Below are 24,238 nucleotides of genomic sequence, written 5' to 3' on the forward strand. Positions count from 1 at the left end.
GGAGACAACGATTGGTCAGCTAGTAGAAAGGTTTAATATTCAGCGAACCAAAGGCAGAACACTATGGAGCTTGACTAATCGAATTACCCGCAAGCTATTATCACACAGTTTGTGTGTATTATTTAATAGGAACCAAGGCAATGCTCCTCTTCAGTTAGCTAAATTAATAGGCTAAAAAGTCGAGCATCGCGTTAAAGTACAGATAGTGACTTAGGTAAGCATTTTAGTATGTATGCTGTGTAATGAGCTACGGGAAGATTATTAACATAGCATGTTATTACTATCTACTACTCTGTTACGCTTAAAGACAGTATTTAGTGGTGATTGGCTGCTGTAAGATAAAAAGTCAGTATTATTTATAAAACACGAGTATTTTATGAAAGGAGAGAGTGTAAACTTATTTATTCTTGCCAGCTTATAATGCCTTCACCTTGATGTGTTATTTGCCACCAGTCATTATCTGCAGCTTCCTCTTCCTGCCAGAATGTGCCATTACAACGTATCTCAGTGTTAAAAAAATCAAAAGCGTCACGAGCACACTCAATATCTGTTTCCCAAGGTGTTTCAGCTGAGTTAAACCAAATACTCGTAAAGGCCCGGCCAGCTGCTCGCTCAACTACCATAATGGGGATGCTCATACCTTCCCAATCAGCATTATATTGATGGGTGCGTCCTTCTTTATTGAGTAACTCAATGTTATCAAAACGATCATCCAGCCATTCTTCAATAAGCTCTGGCGTGGTGTTTTTTACATAGATTTCAATATCAGGTAATTGCATGGTTGTTACTCTCTTGGGAAAACTCGTTATCCAACCCTGTCAAGAGCACCTAAGCTAACACGGGTAGTATAGACCTAGCAATGCTACTAACCAGTTAATCTTTATACCCAATGCTTTTAATCTGTCGAATTGTGATAATGAAAAGAGAGTTAATGCGTTATACACCAAACGCTGTTTGTATTATTGAGCTTATCGTTACAAATTGAGGTTATGTGTATACAAGTAATGAAATCATACGGCTAGCCTTATACTAGGCTAACCGTATGATTCACACTGAACTTAGATGTATTTACCTATCAGTGTGGTTAGCCCAATAGGTTAGTCATGATGCGTTCGTAAATTGAGGAAAGGGTTTCAAGCTCAGAAATACGTGTGCACTCATTGACTTTATGGATGGTGTCGTTACAAGGGCCTAACTCGATAACCTCGGTACCATAGGGAGCTATAAAACGTCCATCTGATGTGCCACCTGAAGTGGATAGTGTAGAGTGAGTGCCAACCTCCGCGTGAATGGCTGCTTGGGCGGCATCAATTAAACGTCCTCGTTCTGTTAAAAAGGGACTGCCGAACAACGTCCAGTCAATGTGGTAGTCCAAGTGGTGTTGTTGCAGAATATGATGGGTTCTGGCTTGAAGCTCTTCTGCAGAAGACTCTGTGGAAAAGCGAAAATTAAACATCACTTGTAGTTCACCAGGCACAACATTACCTGCACCAGTGCCAGCATGAATGTTCGAAATTTGAAAACTGGTAGCTGGGAAAAAGTCATTGCCTTTATCCCAGTGGGTAGTGGATAAGGCTGCAAGTGCAGGTGCGGCAAGATGAATGGGATTCTTGACCAGGTGAGGGTAAGCCACGTGACCCTGAATACCTCGAATGGTCAGTTCGCCAGTCAATGAGCCTCGACGACCATTTTTAATGACATCGCCGACATGTGCGGTACTTGATGGCTCACCAACAATACACCAATCGATGTAGTCATTGCGGTCACTCAGGTATTCCATTACTTTGCGTGTACCATTGACGGCAGGGCCTTCTTCATCACTGGTAATTAACCATGCTAGCGATCCCTGGTGATTGGGGTAGGCGTTAAGAAAGCGCTCAGTAGCCGTCACCATGGCGGCTAAGCTACCTTTCATATCAGCCGCACCACGTCCATATAAGTAATCATCTTTAATTGTTGGAGTGAAAGGCGGTGTATGCCATTCTTCTTTAGGGCCTGTCGGTACAACATCGGTATGCCCAGCAAAGGCAAGGACAGGTCCACCGTTTCCTTTGCGTAACCAAATATTATCAACTTCGCCAAAGCGTAAACGCTCGACATGAAAACCCAAAGGTTGCAGGCGACTAATGAGGAGGGTTTGACAGTCAGCATCTTCTGGAGTGATAGACGGTCGGGCAATTAGGTCACAGGCTAATGCTAAAGTGGGTGATGTGGTTGTCATAAAGCAGCTATTGCTCCCATTGAAATGGGGGGAACACACATAATATGCGCATCAGTTTTTGTTACCCCTCCATACATACTGGTCAGATCAGAGAGTTTGTGAGTGTCGACTTTCTTTTATACCCTTCACGAATCATTTTTAGGGTTTGTTGTCAGCGCTCTTCACCCCAGTCACTTATTAATATAAGCTCCGGGGGGGGCATCGCTTGACGGCCGCCCCTAAAAAACCTTCGTTTTGGGTATATTATGGAATTGGATAAAAAAATAGTTGGGCAAGTCGTCCTAAGCTATCGTTTTTTCTTTGTATTCACATAAGTCTTCAATAATACAGGAGCCACATTGAGGTTTTCGGGCTTTGCATACATAGCGACCATGTAAAATTAACCAGTGATGGGCTTCCATTAAAAACTCCTTGGGTACAAGGCGCAGTAAACGCTTTTCTACTTCATGTACATTCTTACCTGGTGCAATGCCTGTTCGGTTAGACAGGCGAAAGATATGGGTATCAACTGCCATAGTGGGCTGTTGAAATGCGGTATTTAACACAACATTAGCTGTTTTTCTCCCTACGCCTGGGAGCGACTCCAATGCTTCTCGGGTATCAGGTACTTCTGCGTTATATTTTTCTATAAGAATTTGACAGGTTTTGATGATATTTTCGGCTTTCGCATTGTATAAACCAATGGTTTTAATATACGACTTAAGCTTGGTTAAACCGAGGGCAAGTATTTTTTCTGGTGTGTTGGCAACAGGAAACAGCTTAACGGTAGCCTTATTGACACCTACATCCGTTGCCTGTGCCGAAAGTATAACCGCAATCAGGAGCTCAAAAGGCGTAGTGTAGTTTAACTCGGTGGCTGGGTTGGGGTTTTGGGCCTTGAGTCGAGAAAATATTTGCTGTCGTTTTTCTTTATTCATTTTACTTTCATAGGTAATGAAACTGCGCTATGACAGGAGTTAATTTATCTGGCCCGTTACCCTAACACGTTTGCTACCTTTTTCAACGGGCGCCGACTTTTGTTTAGCCCGCTCAGCCAGGTTTTGGTCAATGATATTTTTGAGTGCGATCAAAAAGCCCATAAAAACAAAGGCGCCAGGCGGCAGGATAGCAAACAGAAACTTTTTATAGTCAGTAATTAAGGTTATCTCCCAGTTGCGAGCAACATCACCCAGCAGAAGATGCATATTACTGAATAAGGTACCTTGACCAATTAGCTCTCTCATGGCACCCAGTAAAAGCAGGATTGATGCGAAACCAAGCCCCATTGTAAAGCCATCGACTACAGATGGTACTAACGCACTTTTAGCGGCAAAACTGTCAGCTCGGCCCAGAATAATACAGTTGGTAACTATGAGCGGGATAAAAATACCCAGGATTTGGTATAGCTCATAAGTGAAGGCTTGCATTAGCAGCTCAACACAGGTGGTAAATGAAGCAATGATCATGACGAACGCAGGTAAACGGATGGCATCGGTTACCTGTTTGCGGATGAGGGATACTACCAGGTTTGAGCAGGTTAATACTACGGTTGTTGCTAACCCTAATCCTAAAGCGTTAACAACACTATTTGATACACCAAGTAGGGGGCAAAGCCCTAATAGTTGAACAATGGCTGGGTTATTTTTCCAAAAGCCATCAGCCGCGACAGTGGACAGTGGTTTACTCGCCATCATGAGTCCTCAGTTGTTGCAGACCTTGTTGAAATAGGGTGTCTTGATGCTTGTTAAAGTAACTTAAGGTGCGCTTAATCGAGCCAACTACTGCTCTAGGGGTAATCGTAGCGCCTGTGAATTGATCAAAATCACCACCATCTTTTTTGACTGCCCATCGATCTTGGTCGGGATTAGTTAATGACTTTCCAGAAAAGCCAAGAATCCAGTCTGATACTTTGGTGTCAATGGCATCGCCTAGACCAGGTGTTTCTTTATGAGATATGACGCGTACACCACTCAGTGAGCCATCAGCGTAGATGCCGACAAGCAATAAAATTCGGCCATTATAACCATCAGGTGCTGTTGCAGGCAGGATGATGGCTGTGGGTTGCTGCTTTTGAAAGGCTACGTAGCCATGAGTAGCCTTTTCATTGCCCAGGTCTTCATTGGGGGCAATAGTGACTGTGGTTTTAAGTAAGTCATTGTCATGACTTTCTTCAGGCAGAATTTCATATAATGCTTTGGCTTCTGCCTGACGAATTTGGTCTGCAATTCGGTCTTTGGTTAATGCATAAGTAACAGCAATAACACCAACCGTCAGTGTCGCAAAAACACCTAGTAGCAAGCTGTTACGGGTAATGGCAATCCCTATTACATTCATGGGTCGTTAATCCGGTTTGGCTAAGCCACGATTAGGCTTTTTATGGCCATAGGTTCTAGGTTGGGTGTAGTAGTCAATGGTGGGGGCTGCCATGTTCATCAGAAGGACCGCAAAGGCAACGCCGTCAGGGTACCCCCCCCAAGTGCGGATGATATAGGTCAGTGCACCAATGCCTGCACCAAAAATGAAGCGCCCTTTATTACTGGTTGCAGAAGTCACGGGATCAGTAATAATAAAAAATGCACCTAGCATCGTGGCGCCGCTTAACCAGTGAAAAAGTGGAGAGCCGTGACTGTCTGAGCCTTCACCACCATAAAATAAGGTAGCCATTACACCCAGCATAAGCAGCATGCCTGCAGGTGCATGCCAGGTGAAAACACGCTTATATAGAAGCCAGCATCCACCCAACATGTAAGCTAAACTGACCCATTGCCAGCCTTTGCCTGCCCAGTCAGAAAAAACGGGGTTGGTTGCCCACAACTCTTCGATGGTCAGGCTAGTATTTTCACGAAAGATATCTAAAGGTGTGGCCATGGTCATTGCATCCAGCGAGCTAACAGGCATGTTACCAGCAAACAGCTGGATTGAGGCTATAAGGTCGAGAACACCTTGACCTTCGCGCACGCCTAATGCTGGAAGCCAGGCGCTCATTTCCAAGGGAAATGATACGAGCAATAACACATAACCCAACATGGCAGGATTAAAGAGGTTTTGCCCCATGCCCCCATAAAGGTGCTTGCCAATAATAATGGCAAAGCTGGTGCCGATAAGTGTCAGCCACCAGGGAGCCGATGGAGGAATCGCCAGTGCAAGAAGAGCAGCAGTGACAACAGCCGTATAGTCTTGCAGGAAAAAGCGAATAGGTCGCTTACGCAGTTTTATAATCAATGCTTCACAGCCAACAGCCACTAGTGAAGCCCATACCAGGTTGATAAGAACTCCCCAGCCAAAAAAGTAAACACTCACTAATAACCCAGGAATCAAGGCTATTAAGACATTAAGCATGATTGCCTGTGTTGAGCTGGCCTTGCGAGTATGCGGTGAGGTTTGTCGAATGAGTGTCATAGCATAACCTCTTTAGGCATCAGCAAGGGAAGATGATGGTTGTTGCTGGTGTTCAGCAAGTGCTGACTCGGCTTCAGATAAAGCTTTTTCTGAAGCCTCAATTTCCTCTTTTGGGGGCGCTGTATCAGCATGCTCAGCCAGTTTATTAAGCTTCCGGAGCTGAGCTTTGGCCATTGCCACTTGGATTTTAAGGGTTTTGGTTTTTTCATCTAATGGGGGTTTTTTAGGCTTTTTACTTGCAGCCTCTTTTGAGGGGGAAGGAGCTTCAGTAGAAGTTTTCGCCTTGGCAAGAGCTTGTTCTGCTTCAGCAAGTGCAACTTGTTTTCCGGCAATAGTGGCTTGGAGAGCATCTTGGTCGGCTGCATTGTTTTCAGCCGCTGCAGCATAAGCACGTTCCGCTTTCTTGAGTGCTGCTTTCGCTTGTGCCAATTTTATTTGCAGCACTTTTAGGTCAGGACCTGAGCTTGCGTTTTCCTTTGAGTTGCTTGTAGTCGCTTTTTCTACAGGGGGGGCAGCCTGATTCGAGTCGTTCGGGGTGGCAGCAGCCAGGGCTGTTTCAAGTGATTGCTGCTGCTGTTGCAACCGATCTAAATCTTCTTGTTGTTTAACATCGGGCGTTGACTCACTTTGTTCAATATTGCGTTGTAACTTTTTCAATTGTGCACTGACCATGGCCAGTTGGATTTTTAACTCTTTCTGCTCTGCAGTCAGCTGAGGTTTGGACTTGTTGGGCGCTTTTTTAGCTTTGGCTCTTTCCAGCGCTGCTTGAATTTCCTGTTTTGGTTGCTGATCAGAGGCCGCTTTTTCAGCTGCCGCTGCTTTTAGGCGTGCTGCTTTTTCGGCATTGGCTTTGCGCTTAGCTTCTTTAGCTGCCGTCTCTTTTGCTAGACGATCCTGTCTGGCTTCAAAGCGCTGTTTAGATTGTGCAGCTTTTTGTTGCATCAGCTCCTGCTGGCGAATGATACCTTTAGCCCCCCGGTAATATTGCACCAGAGGAATATGGCTTGGGCAAACATAAGCACAAGCACCACACTCAATGCAGTCAAACAAGTTATGGTGTTGCAGTTGAGCATACTCTTTACCCTGAGCAAACCAAAACAGCTGTTGTGGGAGTAGTGAAACAGGGCATGCCTCCGCGCAGTGACCACAACGAATACAAGATTGAGCAGGAGACGCGGGGGGTAGTTCAGTCTGGGTAGCTGCAATTAAGCAATTCGTGGTTTTGATAATAGGTACGGCGAGTGATTGCAGGGTGAAGCCCATCATGGGGCCACCCATCACTAAACGTCCCAGGTGTTCTGAGTGTAAGCTTGCCTGCTCTAATAGAAAGTCAACAGGAGTGCCTAGCCTGACTTCAAAGTTGCCTGGTTGCTGAAGAGCTTCTCCTGTAACAGTTGTTATTCGAGAGATAAGTGGTTTTCCAAGAATAACTGCATCGTGAATTGCCGCTGCAGTACCCACATTTTGACAAAGGATGCCGATATCTGCAGGCAAGCTACCGCTGGGTACTTCTTTGCCCGTGAGAATTTGAATAAGTTGTTTTTCGCCACCAGAGGGGTATTTGGTTGGAAATACCACTATTTCTATAGTGGTATTCTTGGCCGCTTTTTTTAAGGCCACAATGGCTTCAGGCTTGTTATCTTCAACGCCTAACAAGCACTCTGTAGGTTTAACCAAATGTTGAAGAATCTGAATACCACTAATAATTTGGTCTGCTCGCTCCCTCATCAGCATGTCATCTGCTGTTATATAAGGTTCGCACTCCGTACCGTTGATAATGAGCGTCTTAATCGCAGACTCTGCGCGAGCTGCTAACTTCACAGCAGTAGGAAAACCTGCACCACCTAAGCCTGTAATACCTGCTTGCTGAATAGTTTCAAGTAAGGCTTCTGTAGATAACGATGCGTAGTCTTCATTGGTTTTTAATGCAACCCATTGGTCCAGTCCATCACTTTGGATTTCAATACAAGGCTCAAACATGCCCGATGCATGAGGGACAGCCATAGGGCCTATATTGGTTACCGTACCTGATACGGAAGCATGAACGGGTGCACTGACAAAACCATTAGCGCGGGCAATACATTGTCCTGTTAGTACATAGTCTCCAACAGCAACAATAGGTTCGGCGGGTGCGCCTATGTGCTGGCTTAAAGGCAGTACAACCTTATCAGGTAGTGCGGCAATTTTGATGGGCAGCTGTGTTGACTGATGCTTGTTTTCGGGGGGATGAATTCCGCCGGTTAAAGGCCAAGTTTTACGAGTCATGCAGCATGCCCCCGTCCAGCATCAGTAGCTATTAATTTCACCGGGGCGGGTGGTAGCTCCCATGACCAGGTTTTGGTTGTTACTTCAATGGGTCTCATTTCAATACAGTCAACAGGGCAGGGCTCAACACAAAGGTCACAGCCAGTACATTCATTAGCAATCACAGTGTGCATTTGCTTGGCTGCACCAAGAATGGCATCAACAGGACAGGCCTGAATGCACTTTGTGCAGCCAATACACTCATCTTCTCTGATATAGGCAACGGTTCGAGGTTTTTCCTCACCATGAGCTTCATCCAGCGGCATAGGCTCGACATCAAGCAAGTCCGCAAGTGAGGCAATGGTGCTTTCACCACCTGGTGGACACTTGTTGATAACATCACCATCGGCAATTGCCTCGGCGTAGGGCCTGCATCCAGGATAGCCACATTGGCCACACTGGGTTTGAGGCAACAATGCATTGATTTGATCAACGAGTGGATCGCCTTCTACTTTGAACCGCACTGAAGCAAAGCCAAGTATGGCACCAAAAATTAATGCCAATGTCAGCAGAGCAAGTATGGCGTAGACAATTATCTCCATGAGTGACTGCCTGTGATTAACTACAAATTAAAGCTTGATAAGTCCAGTAAAGCCCATAAAGGCCAGTGACATTAAACCTGCGGTGATCATGCCTATAGCTGCACCACGAAAAGGCTGGGGCACATCAGCTAAGGCTAGTCGTTCACGCATTGCCGAAAACATAACTAACACCAGTGAAAAGCCAACGGCAGCACCAAAGCCATAAGCTGCAGACTCCAGTAGTGAGCTGTGTAGCCGGTTACTATTAAGTAGGGCAACACCAAGCACAGCACAGTTAGAAGTGATCAGTGGTAGAAACACACCGAGTACACGATAAAGCAGGGGGCTGGTTTTGCGGACAACCATTTCAGTAAATTGCACAACAACAGCTATGACAAGGATAAAGGCAATGGTTTTTAAAAAAGTTAAGTCCAGAGGCTTTAAAATGTACTCATAAGTGATATAGCTAGTGATTGATGCCAGGGTGAGGACAAATGTGGTTGCCAGTGACATGCCCATGGCTGTTTCCAATTTATTGGAAACCCCCATAAATGGGCAGAGTCCCAGGAACTGCACAAGTACAAAGTTGTTCACCAAAATTGCACTGGTCAAAATAAGTGCAATTTCACTGGCTGAATCAAGCATGCTTAAAATACCATCTACTGGAAAAGTGCGATAAAACGCAGTGATTTAACGGGAGTTGTCACTAAATGGCTGAATGACTATTATCAGCCAGCTTTTTATGCCATACAAGATGATAAGGCATAAGTTTTAAGTCAAATATGTTATAAGCTTAATTGGCATTGCTATAGGGAGTGGCTACTTCCATTACTAAAGTTCATGATATGGACATACTGAGTTTGTTAAAAACAGCAGCCAATATCATAACCATCCGCTATCTTGGCTAGCGACTAGAGTACTCTCATGCCTGGCTTAGCGCCGCCGTCAGGGTGAATAACCCATAGGTCTTTGCCTCCAGGACCAGCACAAAGCACCATTCCTTCCGATAAACCAAACCGCATTTTTCTTGGTTTAAGGTTAGCGACAACCACAGTGTGCTTGCCAACTAACTGTTCAGGGCTATAAGCACTCTTTATCCCAGAAAAGACTGTACGAGTTTGTCCACCTAAATCCAATGTCAGCTTTAACAGCTTTTCTGCCCCCTCAACATGCTCTGCGTTCGCGATCAGGGCTACGCGTAAGTCAATCTTGGCAAAATCTTCGAAGTTGATTTCGTCCAGAATGGGCTCTTTACTAAGTGGGCTATCGGCTGGTATGGCCTGTTGCTTGGGGGCTAGACTTTCTTTGGACGCTTCAACCATTGCACTGACTTTTTTCGGGTCAACCCGGGTTAGCATGGCACTGAATGGTTGAATCGCGTGGTTGAGTAAAACCGTATTCACGTCATGCCACTGAAGGGGATCTATACTGAGGAACGCTTCCGTATCTTCAGCTAAAGCCGGAATAATAGGTTTTAAATACAGCATAATCAGGCGGAATAGGTTAATACCTACGGTACAAACATTAAGGACTTGTTGTTCCTGTCCAGGTTGTTTCGCCAACACCCAAGGTGCTTGATCATTAATATAGGTGTTTGCTTTATCCGCCAGTGCCATGATCTCGCGAACCGCTTTGGCAAACTCACGCTGTTCATACAAAGAAGCGATTGTTGAGGCCTGATCTGCAAATGAGGCAATTAAATCTGGCTCACTGTTTTCACTAGAAAGTACACCACCCTGTTTCTTGATGAAGTTGGCACAGCGGCTAGCAATGTTAATTACTTTACCCACGAGGTCAGCATTAACACGTTGACAAAAATCTTCTAGGTTAAGGTCAATATCATCAATACGACTGTTGAGCTTTGCGGCATAGTAGTAGCGCAGATAAGAAGGGTTTAAGTGATCAAGGTAGGTGCGGGCAGTAATGAACGTCCCTCTGGACTTGGACATTTTTTCATTGTTGACGGTGAGATAGCCATGTACGCACACTTGAGTAGGGGTGCGATAGCCTGCACCAGATAGCATAGCAGGCCAAAACAGGCAGTGGAAGTTGACAATGTCCTTACCGATAAAATGGTAAACTTCGGCCCGACTTTCTGGATTCCAGAATGTATCAAAATCGAGGTCATCACGCTTGTCACAGAGGTTTTTAAAGCTAGCCATGTAGCCTATAGGTGCATCCAGCCAAACGTAAAAGTATTTGCCAGGTGCTTCTGGTATCTCAAAGCCAAAGTAGGGGGCATCACGAGAGATATCCCAGTCTTGTAAACCACTATCCAGCCATTCGGCAAGCTTATTAGCGATTTCTGGTTGGACGTGCCCAGTTGTTGTCCATTTCTGTAAAAAGTCAGTGAACTCGCTGAGTTTGAAAAAGTAATGCTCAGACTGCTTCGTTATTGGTTTTGCGCCAGACAACGTGGATGCTGCATTTTTGAGCTCCGCTGGTGAGTAAGTAGCACTGCATACTTCACAGTTATCGCCATACTGGTCTGCCGCGCCACACCGAGGACATTCCCCTTTTATATAACGATCAGCTAAGAACATATGCTTTTCAGGGTCATAAGCCTGGCTGATGGTTTTTTTGGAAATATGTCCTGCAGAGCGAAGGGCTAAATAGATGGTTTCTGCAAGCTCACGGTTTTCTTCTGAGTGTGTGGAGTAATAGTTATCGAACTCAACAGAGAACTCACTAAAGTCTTTGATACGCTCAGCGTTAATATTTTTAACCAGCTCATCTGGCGTGATGCCGAGTTTTTCAGCGTGAAGGCTAATGGCTGTGCCATGAGCATCATCTGCACAGACATAAATACACTGGTGGCCACGCATTTTTTGAAAACGGACCCAAATATCAGTTTGAATGTATTCCACTAAATGCCCCATATGCAAAGGACCATTTGCATAGGGTAGGGCGCTTGTTACCAGAATGTTTCGTTTAGCTTCTTGGGTCATGGTCAGCCAGTATCTCAATTCTAAAGTTCAATAAGGGGGCCAATTATAATGCCAAAGATGCTGGGTTTCACCCAGCAATAGTTCAGGTTTTTGCCAATCCAGAATGTTAGCGAACACTTATGGGTTATGGTCAAGTATTACTTCAACTAACAAATGTTGACAGAAAAAGGTTGGCATCATTCAAGCCTTCTCTTTTACAATTAAAGGTATACATATTGATACACTACGTTTGAGGCATTGATTGGCGAGTGAGTCACTGACTCGTTTCCTTGTGTAGGCTACTAGTGGTTTTAGCGTAGTTTCTCTATTTGATTAGAGACTGTCCCTTAAGTATGAGTGTCGCTAGTGTAAGTCCATAATTAGGTAATATCCCTTACACAGAAGTGTTAGGTAAATAGCAACACTAAAGTAATAAGCTGCCATGCTGGGTAATTAGGTGAAATGAAATCATGCTACATGTGATGGCTACAGCTTCATACTTTAGGTGTCGTTTAAGAGAACAGTTTTGCCTTAAGTATGGTAGATTACCTTAATTACACTGAACTCAACTGAAGTATGTTGGAATAAAACAGCCTTAATCACACCTAATGAGTGGATAGGTTGTGAATAAAGTGAAACGTACTAATTCTTCTTGCTCGATTTTCAGATATGTCTATAATCGTCGCCCCTTTCTCTTCATTGATTGAAGGAAGGAATTGTAAGGTTAGCCCGTTAAGGCTGAACGCTGGGCGAAAGGAATTCACCCATTGCTCTTAAAGTAAGATATGTTGGCCTTTGTTGGCGGGTATGTCTTCCTTGGTTAGTGGTCGTGCGAAGCAAAGACATTAGTCAGTAGGTACGCACAAGATGTATATAGTACGTTGAAGTAGCTGGAGCGACCTTTGCATTAGTAACAGCGGGTAGATAGCAAGCAGGTATGTTATGAGCAATGATCGAAAACGATACAATCGTTTACTCAACCAGGGTGTTCCACCTTGGGAAATAGTTACTGCAGAAACTGCTTCAGACTCACCTCAGCACCCGGTTTTTGGTCGAGGTAGGGAGGCTGATCAGCAGCGCTCAGATAACCAGGAAGGTACATCTGGAGCAAGAGTACAACCTTTGCCTGAGGATTTTGAGCCAGATCCTCGATATGTTGAGTGGCTTGCTATTCACCATGGAATTCCGGCAGAATTTATTTGGAAGCAACTACCTGATTTCAAGTTATACTGGCTGGAAACAGGTGAAGCACGTAAAGCTTGGCAAAATCGATTTAAAAACCATGTGATCTATCAGTGGAAGCGCCAGCAAAGTGAAAGACGGCAAAACACTTATCAATCAACGGCTGAAGAACTTACAGACTACAGCTGGGCCAACAAATTCCGCTTCGAAAGCGGCGTCGAGCGATCCGACTAAGTATTATCAGGCCATTAATGCTGTTTTTCGGAAGTTAAGAGCAGCGTCACCGATTAAGTTCCGGTCTGCCTTTCCTACGCAGGATGACCTAGAAGTAGCAAAGTCTTTATGGCTTGATATGCTCAAGGAGTATTCGCCTGAGCGAATAGTCAACGCTGCTGACCTTGCTATTCGACACACTGAGTTTTTTCCTGACCTAAAAGAAATTCTTTACTATTGCCGGTTACGCTACGAAGAGCTTGGCTTAAAAAAGCCCCTGGCGGCCTACTATGAAGCTTGCAATGCTGCTGAGTTTTCGCCTGACTACAGCTGGTCTCATCCTGCCGTGTATTTAGCGGCAAAAGCCACGGGTTGGATGGTGCTCCGTAGTGAAGAGCAGCGCGTAGCTTTCCCTCTATTTAAAAACAACTATGAGCAATTATGTCAGCGATTATTGGATGGTGAGTCGCTTGATGAACCCGTTGCTCTTGCGTTAGAGCACAAAAGATCATCTATTCAAGATGTCGCCGAGCAACAGTCAAATAAACAGCTTCAAGCAGCCATGCAGGCTCAAGGCATCAATCCTAAAGGCGGGCGAGCTGCATTTCTCGCGCTGCGATCAAAGCTCAAAAAATCTTCTGATTAATCCTTTTAGTGCCCTTTTGGTGGGAGTGAGTATGACCCAACGCATACGCCAGTGTGTTGAATCGTTGATACAACAATCATTAAAGCCATATCTGGATATTCCATTAGTCACAAGCGATGTCATCAAGCATTTTCAATTGATTGATGATCATCTTGATATTGCAATTGAATTCAACTTTCCTGCAAACGACATCAAACAGCCTTTAGAAGAAACCCTTAAGCAAGGGCTTGCTGAACTCTCTGATATAACAACTTTGAATATAGTTGTGAATTGGACAGTGCCGACCTTTCCTCGTTTAACGCAAATACCAGCGCTGCAGCAGGTCAAAAATATTGTTGCCGTCGCATCAGGTAAGGGAGGGGTCGGCAAATCGACAACTGCTGCTAACTTAGCGCTAGCTTTAGCGCAAGAAGGTGCCCAAGTGGGTGTTCTTGATGCGGACATTTATGGACCCAGCCAAGGTATGATGTTGGGTGTGGCTGAGGATGCACGTCCAGAAACCATTGATGATAAATATTTTAAGCCACTCATAGCTCATAACATTCAAGTCATGTCTATGGCATTTTTGGTGACGGACAAAACGCCTATGGTATGGCGTGGTCCTATGGTCAGCGGCGCGTTACAGCAGTTGTTACAACAAACACTGTGGCAGTCATTAGATTACCTTATTATTGATATGCCACCAGGCACGGGTGATATTCAATTGACTTTGGCCCAGAAAGTGCCAGTAACAGCGGCCGTGATGGTCACCACACCCCAAGATATTGCCTTGCTTGATGTGTGCAAAGGCATTGAAATGTTCCATAAGGTGAAAGTTCCTGTTGCAGGTGTTGTAGAAAATATGGCCATGCATGTTTGTAGTCAGTGTGGGCATGAGGAGGCAATCTTCGGTGAGGGTGGTGGTGCGCAGTTAGCTGATGAATATCATGTGCCCTTGCTAGGTTCATTACCACTGGATTTAAAAATACGTCAACAAACAGATAGTGGTAAGCCAACAGTATTAGCCGAGCCTGATGGTCAGATTGCTGAGCGTTATCGAGTAATTGCAAGAAACATGGCTGTACAGCTGGATAAAATTACCGAGTCGATGTCTTCTGGGCCTACGATTTCTATTGCGGATGACTAAACTGATTAGCATACGTTATTGATGATTTGCGATTTTTTCTGGAGTAGACAACATGAGACTGTGTGATCGTGATATTGAAGCGTTGATGGAGCAAGGAGAGATTGTAATCGATCCACAGCCACCATTATCTCGAATTAATGGTGTCAGTGTTGACTTAACACTGGGTAATAGCTTTCGGGTGTTTAATGATCATGCAGCCCCCTATGTTGACCTGAGTGGTCCTAGGGAAGAAATGGATCGTGTACTTGACTCGATTATGAGCAAGGAAATTATCCTGGAAGATGAAGAGTCCTTCTTCTTACACCCTGGCGAATTGGCATTGGCTGTTACTAAAGAATCCGTGACGTTACCAGATAACATTGTTGGTTGGCTTGATGGTCGTTCTTCCCTGGCACGCCTTGGGTTGATGGTGCATGTAACTGCGCACCGAATTGATCCTGGTTGGAGTGGACAGATTGTATTGGAGTTTTTTAATGGCGGAAAGCTACCTCTTGGTTTAAAGCCTAATATGACCATTGGTGCCATTAATTTTGAAACGATGACTGGTCCAGCGATGCGCCCTTATAATAAGCGACAAGATGCTAAGTACCGCAATCAATCCAGTGCGATTGCCAGTCGAATTAGTCGTGATAGTTAAAGATAGATGTTGAGTGTTGCTTCTAATTTCAGCGCCATTAACTTTTAAATCATTGTGGACTATTGATCGGCATTTTTCAGCAGGGCGGGGAATTTGTGCTTTAGTTAAAGTATAGAATTTTAGAATTTACTATAAAGGCTGGAGTTTTACCCTTGAGCTCTCGAACCATTAATGTATTTTTTGGGTTGTTTATAGCCTTTCACCGTATATTGACGTTACAGCTTGGCCGTAAGCCGCGCTTTTTTCTATATGTTTTTTATGGAACCTTTATTTTAATTAGCGTGCTTTTTTCGGCATTACTTTCCCCTCAGGCTGTGGCGGCAGAAAAAAAAGAAATGCCCCGAGTGCTTTATGTCAGCGATCCCTGGCCACCTTATATTCTTGGTGAGATAGGAAGGCCAGCCACGGGCGGAGTAGCAGTAAATTTTGCTCGCGAACTGTTAAAACGTCTTGGCTTTCAAATGGATACCATGTTGTATCCGTGGGAGGAGTGCTTAAGGATGATCCATGAGCACACGGCTGACATAGTCTTTCCTCTTATTCAAACCACAGAGCGATCTGGTTATATGACATTTAGCCAGACTGTCTTTATATCTCATGACCGTGTGTGGTATTTGCGGCGGCGTGGTGAGCCTGTTCAGTGGCAATTAATGAGTGACTTGTATCCTTATCGTGTGGCAACCATTCGAGGTTATAGCCATGGCGTGGATATGGATAAAGCGATCGAAGAAAATAAGTTTAAAGAAGTTTTTTATGGTGCAGATCATCTGGAAAATATTGATAAACTTATGAATAATGAAGTTGACTTAATGATTGCAGATGAGCAAGTGATGCAGGATATTATTCGCCGACATCCAAAATGGCGTGACAAATTTAGTTTTGCCAGAAAAGCCATCAGTAAAAGTCAATATAAAATAGCTTTTTCTAAAGGTTCAAAGTTAAGTTCGCGTATAGATGATATTAACCTAGAAATAAAGCGTATGCGTTCAGATGGTAGTTTACGTAAAATTTTTTCAAATTATTAGGTTCTCTGCTGATCGCAATCAATATCATACTATGTTTGCTCGGTCATACTCGCCTGTAAAGATAAATTAAAGGACAAAGCCAAGGCTGAGCAGGTATAGTTTTAAGCAGATATAGTTTTAAAAAAAGCTTGGTCATAAAGTTTATAATAAATCGCCATCAGGAATAGGGCACTGTTATGTTGGAACAGTCAACGATTGAAAATAATGTGCGAGATGTATTTCAGGGACAAAAAGCTTCAGACTTAATGACAACGCAGGTTTGTACTGCACACTATGATTGGTCAGTTAATCAGCTGGCTGATTTTTTAGTTGATCATCAAATATCTGGGGCGCCAGTCATTGACGAGTCAGGTAAGTTGTTAGGTGTTGTTACATTAACGGACTTGGTTCGTTATGCAAGTTTACAGTCAGATGAACCCCCTGTCCGTGATTCAGGCTTTTATCAGGCATTAGATAATTATAGGTTGTCTAGTGAAGAGCGTAATGCTTTTCGTGTAACAGTTGATAATTCAACGCTTGTTGCTGATATTATGACACCTTTGGTGTATGAGGTAGAGCCTGCTACTCCACTGGTGCAAGTTGCTGAAGCTATGGTGAGAGGGAAAATTCATCGTGTTTTGGTGACCAAAAATAAAGAAGTTGTAGGTATTATTTCTGTTCTCGATTTATTAAAAGCGGCCATTTCATTATAGTTAAATTATAGGTCTGGCTATATTCTACAATTTTCCGTGTCAGAACTACTTCGCTATTGCAGTTTATTTTTTTACCTTAAACTCGGCTTTGGCCATTATTGAATACACATGACGGCTAAAAATAAGCTATTAGAAACAACGGGTTAGAATTAATTCATATCATGGTTTTCATTAGACATGAGTTAATTCAGGTTATAACCACTAACAGTATTGCTTTACCTGCAATGCCTTAGCTTCTAAATGGCCAAAGTCGAGTTAAATGGACTTTTGCTTGTAATTAAATGTTTACTTTTTAAAAAATAGCACGCTAATACAGCGTGCTAGTAATATTGATAGTTAGCATGTTGATAGTTAGTAAGTTCCGTAGTATGTACTGAAAAAGTCAGTAAGATAGCCCTGTCCGGATATCATATTTATTTGTGCCCGATACTGTAAGCCTCTTCTAAGACTAACAAAAACACGAGCGTCTTGCTGGCTAACTTTAATGACCAGGTAACCATTTCGGGTATTATCAATGGCTGCTCTAAATAGCTTTAGATATCGATTTGGCTGATTGAACGAGTCAATCGTTGCTGTGAGTGTTTGTTGTAACTGAGGTATAAATAGAGAAATATGTTGTCCTACCATAAGTTGCTGAATAGCGCTGGTATTTACGTTGAGGTAAGCGACAGGATTACTTTGAGAGTAGTTTACTAGATCGGCTTGCCACAAAGAGACGACAGGTTGAGTGGGTTGGTTAATGCTATCATCATTGACCAGACTGATAACACCTTGGTTAGTCACATGGCTGAGTCTTGCTTCGTAGGTGCCCTCACTGCATTTTATTGTTATGTAAGACTCAATCTCATTCGTTACGATGGTTATAAATTCTTCGTCGTTTGCTTCGGAAAACTTACCTTGCCAAATCGTCATGTTGCCTGGTTGCGATTCACGATGAGTTAATGTAGCAATAAGCGTTTTATGGTTTTGGGGAAGTGTTATCTGCAAACGCCAGCCAAGTTGTAGCCTATTAAATACACTGGTATTAGCTATAACAGCGTAATCACCTTTTGCATTTTGCTCAGAGCTTAGCGTCCAAATTTTAAGGGTGGGGTGTTCGGCTTCTTGGACATTTTTTATTAAATCATCTTCGCTAACAATTAATCCTTTACCTGTAGTATTATTTATTTGAACCTCATAACTTCCTTCATTGGTAAAAAGGTTAATACGAGTGCTTTTGGGTGTGACAATTAGACTGGCTGACCCGCTACAGGACTGACCAATTATATTGGCTTGCCAGATAGTAATATTTCCGCTGTTTTGCTCACTCTCTGTTAGTTGTAATACGATTTTTTGGTTAGGGAAAGGTAATGTAAGCTGTGTACCAATAACCATCTTGTTGAGCTTATCAGCATGAGCTGTGATAAAAATGGCTGGGGAGCCATTAGGCGCTGTTCCATAGGGTGAGCCTTGCTGTAACTCCCATAAGCTTATTGCATTATTGTTAGCACTTATGGTTGGTATATAAAAGAAAATAAGAAGGCTGATAAATAACGCAGCAATTGGTGAAGTGAATGCAGGTGTTTTCACCTGGAGCTCCCTAATGTATGGACTGTCAAAACAAGAGAGCAGTTTTGCTGGCGGAATTTTTCTGATAACTGCCCTGAACATTAAATGTAGTACATTTAGTAACAGGCTGAATATAAGTCTACATCAAAGACATAAACTGAGTCTCTGCTATAGGTGATATTTCATTACTCGATAGAGCCATCCAGAAAAACTACTTCCATGATGCAATAGAATAGGTCTAACAATAGCATGGACAAAGAGAGTACCGCAACTTTATTGCCTCATGTGTCATAAATTATACTTTTCATTAAGATGTCGTGAATATACGTTGAATGTTGTGTTTCCTTAAATCACATCAATAGTTGTATATTATCGAGACTAAAGATCTAGAAAGCATGGAAAGTGCAGCAAGATAAAAAGTTATAAAAGTGAATAATTTGGATGCTATACCTAAACGAAGGCTATACGAGGATGATGAGGAGGGGGGATTAAAAAAATGGTTGCTGTGATTAAGCAACTAATACCCAATTTATTGGGGTGTACCAATGACAGGTAATAAACCTAAACCATGTCATTGGTGTATGTATATTAATTGTGTGCGTGTAGCTCTTCATTAAGTGCTATAGCACTGCGGTTAGTTTTGCACTCAAGGGCACCTGTTAAGGAATTGCGGCGGAATAATAGGTCTGATTGCCCAGCAAGTTCCCTTGCTTTAACAACTTTCACGGGTTGATTATTTTCATCGAGTACTTGGACTTTAGCTCCAGCCGTAATATAGAGTCCAGCTTCGATGGTACAGCGATCTCCAAGAGGAATACCTACTCCAGCATTAGCGCCAATAAGGCACTGCTCACCAATGGCAATAACAATGTTATTACCACCTGAAAGAGTACCCATTGTGCTGCAGCCACCACCAAGGTCACTTGCTTCACCAACGATCACACCGGCTGAAATACGTCCCTCAACCATACTTTTACCGACAGTTCCTGCATTAAAGTTAACAAAGCCTTCATGCATTATCGTGGTACCTTCTCCCAGGTAAGCACCCAGACGGACTCTTGCTGTATCGGCAATTCTTATACCTTTAGGCACAACATAATCGGTCATTTTGGGGAATTTATCCACCGAGAAGACTTGTAGCTGTTGACCTGATAGTCTTGCTTTTAGTTGGTGTTGAGGTAGTTCAGCAAGGTCTATAGCCCCTTGATTGGTCCAGGCTACATTTGGCAGAAGTGAAAAAATGCCACTTAAATTGGTACCATGGGGTTTCACAAGACGATGGGAAAGCAAGTGAAGTTTTAAATAGGCTTCAGGCGTTGAAGTCGGAGCAGCATCACTTTCTAATAGCGTTAGTACAATAGGTTGCTCAGACTCCATAAGCTGCTCAATGAACGCTACGGGTAATTCTGTTGCATCATCTGTTAATGACTGTGCAAGTTGCTGAAGTTGGTCTTTTGTCAGCTCAATGGATGTATTGCCTTGTTCATAGTGAACAATAGCACTGATATGATCAATAAGTCGTGAAGAAGGGGATAAAATAGGGTTTGGGTAATATACTTCTAGCCACTCTCCGCGGCTATTTTTTGAACCAATGCCAATGGCTAAACTAAAAAACTTTTTACTCATGAGTACTTCTCGTCATTAATTTTAAAGTAAAATCTGTTGGTAGTTTGTTTCACTGAAACCAACCAAGCGTTGACTTCCCGTGTCAATAATCGGGCGTTTAATCAATGTTGGATGAGCAACAAGTAACGGTACGACGGAGGTTTCATTGACAGTATGTTTTGTGTCTTCAGGTAATTGGCGCCAAGTCGTACCCCGTTTATTAAGTACTTTTTCCCATCCAAGTTCGGTACACCAGGCACTAACCTGTTCTAGAGTGAGTCCTTGGCGTCGGAAGTCGTGGAAAGTATAGTTTATGTTATTAGCATCAAGCCATTTACGTGCTTTTCGTACGGTATCACACTGGCTTATACCGAATAGAGTAATCATTAGACTTTTTGTTCTCCGCTCATATTTTTGCAATAAATAAATTACTGAATCGTAAGGCTTTTGCGGCGACTGGTTCTTCGGCCGGCATCTTGTAATGCTCTATCATCCAGCTGTTTGCATATAGTTTGTCTGATATGCTCGCATTTATCTGCATCAGTAATAGGACAACCATGAGCGTCTGTTATAAAAAAGACATCCTCTACACGCTCACCAAGTGTTGCTATTTTTGCATTATGAATAAATAAACCTAGCTCCATAAATATGCGCCCAAGCAGGGCTAATAAACCAGGACGATCTGGTGCGATTATTTCTAAAATAGTCGTACCATTGTTTGGATTATTGCTAATGGTTACTTCTGCTGGATAGGTAAAATGCTTTAATTGTCGTGGTGTGCGACGCTGAATGATACTGGGGTAACGTGCAGGATTATTTAACTTGTGAGTAAGCGTTCGCTTAATTCGTTTTATTCTTTGAGGATTATCACCTATAGGTGTGCTATCGGCCTCTAAAACAGTAAAGGTATCTAGGCTGTAATTATTATGAGAGGTGATGATTCTTGCATCCTGAATGTTTAAATTAAGTTGGTCAATAGCAGCAGTCGCGGCAGCAAATAAATTATCACTGTCTTTTGTATAAATAAAGAGCTGTGTTGCACCTTCAAAGCCTGGGTGTGTTGTTTCTCGCACAAGAACAAGTGGGCCATTTGTTGTATTTTCAGTAAGAATTCCCTGAGTATGCCACACGATTTCTTCAACCGAATGTCTTAGGAAATAGTTATCGTCTAGAGAGTGCCAGATATTAAAAATTTGTGTGGTTGGAATATTCTCCGTGTTAAGAAGTGTGAGCGCTTCTTCCTGTCGTGATGCTATACGTTCGTTTTTATCCGCAGGTTTTTCAAGTCCACGACGTAAGACTCGTTTCGTTTCTTGATACAGTTGTCTTAATAAGGCTGCTCGCCAACTATTCCATAGTTTGGGATTGGTTGCATTAATGTCAGCAACAGTCAGCACATATAGATAATCTAAGTGGGTTTGATCAATAACCTGTCGGGCGAAAGCGTGAATAACTTCAGGGTCAGATAAGTCTTTTCGTTGTGCTGTAGTAGACATCAGTAAATGATTACGTACCAGCCATATAATCAAGTTGCTGTCTTCTTTGGCAATGCTGTGACGTATACAAAAGGCGCGTGCATCTTCTGCACCTAACTCAGAGTGATTTCCTCCCCGACCTTTAGCAATGTCATGATAGAGTCCAGCAATATGGAGTAAAGCAAGATCTGGTAAGCGTTGAACGATTTCGGAGGCAACGGGAAATTGTTCTGCATTTTCGGAGTAATGAAAGCGACGCAAAAATTTTATTAATAATAATGTGTGAGCATCAACTGAATAAATATGGAATAAGTCATGCTGCATTTGTCCAATTATTCGTCCAAACTCGGGTAAATAACGCCCCATTAAACCATAACGAACCATTCGTCTTAAATTTACAGTTAAGCCGTAAGGTGCAGCCATCAATTGGAGAAAAAGTGCTGCATTATGTGGATCATTTCTAAACTCATTATTGATGAGGTAGCGATGCTCTCTTATAAGTCGAATAGTTGTTGCTTTTACACCGAGAATACTAGGATTTTGCGTCATGATTACAAATATTTCGAGTAGTGCTGACGGCGTTTTTCGAAAAACATCAGGTGTAACGACTTCGATATAATTATTTCTTGTTTGAAAACGCTCATTTATCGATACGACAGTTTGAGCTTGTCCTGCAGATAAGATTAAATCGTCAAAGTGCTGCAAAAGTAAGTCATTTAATTCGCCAAGGGACATAACAACACGAAAATACTTTTGCATAAACTGCTCAACAGCCAAGCTGCCGGGCCGATCTTTATAGCCAAATAATGTAGCCAGCTGCTGTTGATAATCGAACAATAAGCGGTTTTCATCACGACGGGCCAGCATATGCAACCCATATCGGACCTGCCAGAGAAAGTCTTGGCCAGAGATTAAAATACTGTATTCGTTCTCGGTTAAAAGCTGACAATTAACCAGGTCATGCAGTTTGGTAGTACCAAAGTGACGGCGAGTTACCCAGGAAATCATTTGAATATCACGTAAACCACCTGGTGAGCTTTTTAAATTAGGCTCTAAGTTATATTCAGTTTCATTATATTTTTTATGCCGAGTACGTTGCTCTTCGTATTTAGCTTGCAAAAAAAGGCGGCTGGGCCAGATGCCTAAATAACCGATTCGCTGCCAAAGCTTGTTTAATAAAGGTGCGAAACCAGTGATCACTCTAGCCTCGAGAATGTTTGTCATGACCGTTATTTCATCAGCCGCAGCACTCACACATTCATCCAGTGAGCGTACACTGTGACCAACGGCCAGATTTAAGTCCCACAATAAGGTGAGGAATGACTGAATGGCAGACAGGTAGTGATTATGCTGATTTCCGGAAAGCAAAATGAGCAGGTCAATGTCAGAATGGGGGTGAAGCTGGCCTCGACCATAGCCGCCCACCGCAAGCAGGACAATATCCTCTTGCTGTTGTCCCACATAAAATTCCCACGCTAACATGAGCAGTTGGTCCATTACCCAGGCTCGGCCGTGGACCAGGTGCTCTATATTAATACCTGCTTGATACAGCTCATCCATTTTCTGTTGAGCGCGCTGTAATGATTTTTTATAAGCAGGTAAAGGATTACTGGAAAGTATTAAGTCGGCGCGAAACTGACCTTTGTCAAATAGTTCTGTACATAATTGATCAAAGGATGGTGGTATAAACATGTTAACCAGCCTCTTAGTGAAATACTTCAGTAATCAGAAATGAGAACAGGTACTTTTACAAAATATTTTCTTCTTTGCGCTGGGTAAAAATTTCTGCACCTGTCGCAGTCACCAAAATAGTATGCTCCCATTGGGCTGATAGACGGCCATCTTTAGTTGTTACGGTCCAATGGTCGTTTTTATTAAGTTTGGTAAATTTTTTACCGGCATTGATCATCGGTTCTATGGTAAAGGTCATGCCTTCTTGTAATTTAAGCCCTGTGCCGGCTTTACCATAGTGGAGAACTTGTGGGTCTTCATGAAACTCTTTGCCTATGCCATGACCACAATATTCTTCCACCACGCTGTAATGGTTAGCATGTGCGTGTTGGGCAATGACAAAGCCAATATCACCTAAAAAAGCACCAGGCCTCACTGCAGCAATACCTTTATATAAGCACTCTTGAGTAACTTGGCAAAGTCTTCTCGCATGTTCTGGTGGGTTGCCAATGAAGAACATTTTACTGGTGTCACCGTGATAACCCTCTTTAATGACGGTAACATCAATGTTGATAATGTCACCGTTCTTGAGTGTTTTCTTATCACTTGGAATGCCATGGCAGACAACATGGTTGACGGATGTACAGATAGATTTTGGAAAACCTCTATAATTAAGGGGGGCAGGGATGGCATCCAGCGTGTTAACAATATAGTCATGGCAGATGCGATCCAGCTCACCTGTGGTAACACCTGCTACAACATAAGGCTCGATCATTTCTAATACTTCAGCTGCCATTCGACCAGCAATGCGCATTTTTTCAATTTCTTCAGGTGTCTTAATTGTAACATTCATTCTAAGAGGTAAATCCTGACAGTAGTATTTAACGGCAAACGATTCTAGTTCTCGATAGTGTATCAGAACTGGCAGCCGTTATTTAAGAGGGCTTGGCTAAATCTCTATGGAAGCAAACTCTAAGTAAGTGATAGTTGTCGCTTTAAGATAACCTAAAATTGAAAGATAAATTGTAGTGTTAAGGTTTTAACTAAGGTGCTTTTATGGTATAAAG

21 protein-coding genes and 1 pseudogene are annotated in these 24,238 nt (G+C 43.0%); 7 read left to right on the forward strand and 15 right to left on the reverse strand.

Features of this window, described 5'->3' with window-relative positions; genetic code table 11:
• Positions 1-175, forward strand: a pseudogene (locus F607_RS35960) (IS982 family transposase); the annotation flags it as partial.
• Positions 176-401: 226 nt separating this feature from the next.
• On the opposite strand, the gene F607_RS0104850 reads toward F607_RS35960, so the two are convergent.
• From F607_RS0104850 to metG, 10 genes are all read right to left on the reverse strand, one after another.
• The gene (locus F607_RS0104850) at positions 402-779 is read right to left on the reverse strand and encodes a hypothetical protein (protein ID WP_027707165.1); all 378 of its coding nucleotides are present in this window, start codon (positions 777-779) and stop codon (positions 402-404) included.
• Positions 780-1,084: 305 nt separating this feature from the next.
• Positions 1,085-2,221: a succinyl-diaminopimelate desuccinylase gene (dapE, locus tag F607_RS0104855; protein WP_027707166.1), complete on the reverse strand. Its 1,137-nt coding sequence runs from the start codon at positions 2,219-2,221 to the stop codon at positions 1,085-1,087.
• Between the two features lie 281 nt (positions 2,222-2,502).
• Entirely contained in the window at positions 2,503-3,138 is a 636-nt protein-coding gene (gene nth / locus F607_RS0104860; protein ID WP_027707167.1) for an endonuclease III, read from the reverse strand.
• A 39-nt stretch (positions 3,139-3,177) separates the two neighbouring features.
• Positions 3,178-3,891, reverse strand: a complete 714-nt coding sequence (locus tag F607_RS0104865; RefSeq protein WP_027707168.1) for an electron transport complex subunit E — start codon at positions 3,889-3,891, stop codon at positions 3,178-3,180.
• The gene (rsxG, locus tag F607_RS0104870; protein WP_027707169.1) at positions 3,881-4,534 is read right to left on the reverse strand and encodes an electron transport complex subunit RsxG; all 654 of its coding nucleotides are present in this window, start codon (positions 4,532-4,534) and stop codon (positions 3,881-3,883) included. Before rsxG ends, F607_RS0104865 begins: the two co-directional genes overlap by 11 nt.
• A gap of 6 nt (positions 4,535-4,540) precedes the next feature.
• Complete coding sequence (gene rsxD / locus F607_RS0104875) at positions 4,541-5,599, reverse strand: electron transport complex subunit RsxD (RefSeq protein WP_027707170.1); 1,059 nt, start codon at positions 5,597-5,599, stop codon at positions 4,541-4,543.
• 12 nt (positions 5,600-5,611) lie between these two features.
• Positions 5,612-7,864 (reverse strand): electron transport complex subunit RsxC, encoded by a 2,253-nt coding sequence (gene rsxC, locus F607_RS0104880; RefSeq protein WP_027707171.1) that lies wholly within the window; start codon positions 7,862-7,864, stop codon positions 5,612-5,614.
• The gene (gene rsxB / locus F607_RS0104885) at positions 7,861-8,445 is read right to left on the reverse strand and encodes an electron transport complex subunit RsxB (RefSeq protein ID WP_027707172.1); all 585 of its coding nucleotides are present in this window, start codon (positions 8,443-8,445) and stop codon (positions 7,861-7,863) included. Before rsxB ends, rsxC begins: the two co-directional genes overlap by 4 nt.
• 27 nt (positions 8,446-8,472) lie before the next feature.
• On the reverse strand, positions 8,473-9,069 hold the full coding sequence (gene rsxA / locus F607_RS0104890; RefSeq protein ID WP_038290133.1) for an electron transport complex subunit RsxA: 597 nt from the start codon (positions 9,067-9,069) through the stop codon (positions 8,473-8,475).
• Between the two features lie 266 nt (positions 9,070-9,335).
• Positions 9,336-11,372, reverse strand: coding sequence for a methionine--tRNA ligase (metG, locus tag F607_RS0104895; protein ID WP_027707174.1), 2,037 nt, complete (start codon positions 11,370-11,372; stop codon positions 9,336-9,338).
• Positions 11,373-12,293: 921 nt separating this feature from the next.
• Here metG and F607_RS0104900 point away from each other — a divergent pair.
• The 6 genes from F607_RS0104900 to F607_RS0104925 all read left to right on the forward strand — a co-directional run bounded on the left by F607_RS0104900 (position 12,294) and on the right by F607_RS0104925 (position 16,872).
• Positions 12,294-12,767, forward strand: a complete 474-nt coding sequence (locus F607_RS0104900; RefSeq protein WP_027707175.1) for a DnaT-like ssDNA-binding domain-containing protein — start codon at positions 12,294-12,296, stop codon at positions 12,765-12,767.
• Positions 12,664-13,392: a replication protein P gene (locus F607_RS28210; RefSeq protein ID WP_157365381.1), complete on the forward strand. Its 729-nt coding sequence runs from the start codon at positions 12,664-12,666 to the stop codon at positions 13,390-13,392. Before F607_RS0104900 ends, F607_RS28210 begins: the two co-directional genes overlap by 104 nt.
• A 31-nt stretch (positions 13,393-13,423) precedes the next feature.
• On the forward strand, positions 13,424-14,518 hold the full coding sequence (gene apbC, locus F607_RS0104910; RefSeq protein ID WP_027707176.1) for an iron-sulfur cluster carrier protein ApbC: 1,095 nt from the start codon (positions 13,424-13,426) through the stop codon (positions 14,516-14,518).
• Positions 14,519-14,570: 52 nt separating this feature from the next.
• A complete protein-coding gene (gene dcd, locus F607_RS0104915) occupies positions 14,571-15,155 on the forward strand; it encodes a dCTP deaminase (protein WP_027707177.1) in 585 nt (194 codons plus the stop codon).
• Between the two features lie 152 nt (positions 15,156-15,307).
• Entirely contained in the window at positions 15,308-16,180 is an 873-nt protein-coding gene (locus tag F607_RS0104920) for a substrate-binding periplasmic protein (RefSeq protein ID WP_027707178.1), read from the forward strand.
• A 176-nt stretch (positions 16,181-16,356) separates the two neighbouring features.
• Positions 16,357-16,872 (forward strand): CBS domain-containing protein, encoded by a 516-nt coding sequence (locus F607_RS0104925; protein WP_027707179.1) that lies wholly within the window; start codon positions 16,357-16,359, stop codon positions 16,870-16,872.
• 351 nt (positions 16,873-17,223) lie between these two features.
• On the opposite strand, the gene F607_RS0104930 is transcribed toward F607_RS0104925, so the two are convergent.
• The 5 genes from F607_RS0104930 to map all read right to left on the reverse strand — a co-directional run bounded on the left by F607_RS0104930 (position 17,224) and on the right by map (position 24,099).
• A complete protein-coding gene (locus tag F607_RS0104930; RefSeq protein ID WP_027707180.1) occupies positions 17,224-18,441 on the reverse strand; it encodes a hypothetical protein in 1,218 nt (405 codons plus the stop codon).
• Positions 18,442-19,008: 567 nt separating this feature from the next.
• A complete protein-coding gene (dapD, locus tag F607_RS0104935; RefSeq protein ID WP_027707181.1) occupies positions 19,009-20,046 on the reverse strand; it encodes a 2,3,4,5-tetrahydropyridine-2,6-dicarboxylate N-succinyltransferase in 1,038 nt (345 codons plus the stop codon).
• Positions 20,047-20,067: 21 nt separating this feature from the next.
• Complete coding sequence (locus F607_RS0104940; protein ID WP_027707182.1) at positions 20,068-20,412, reverse strand: ArsC family reductase; 345 nt, start codon at positions 20,410-20,412, stop codon at positions 20,068-20,070.
• 41 nt (positions 20,413-20,453) lie between these two features.
• The gene (locus F607_RS28215) at positions 20,454-23,192 is read right to left on the reverse strand and encodes a [protein-PII] uridylyltransferase (RefSeq protein WP_051310918.1); all 2,739 of its coding nucleotides are present in this window, start codon (positions 23,190-23,192) and stop codon (positions 20,454-20,456) included.
• Between the two features lie 55 nt (positions 23,193-23,247).
• Positions 23,248-24,099 (reverse strand): type I methionyl aminopeptidase, encoded by an 852-nt coding sequence (gene map / locus F607_RS0104950; RefSeq protein ID WP_338112603.1) that lies wholly within the window; start codon positions 24,097-24,099, stop codon positions 23,248-23,250.
• Positions 24,100-24,238 lie beyond the last annotated feature (139 nt).

Origin of the sequence: Zooshikella ganghwensis DSM 15267, assembly GCF_000428585.1 — a bacterium.
Classification (GTDB): Bacteria; Pseudomonadota; Gammaproteobacteria; order Pseudomonadales; family Zooshikellaceae; genus Zooshikella; species Zooshikella ganghwensis.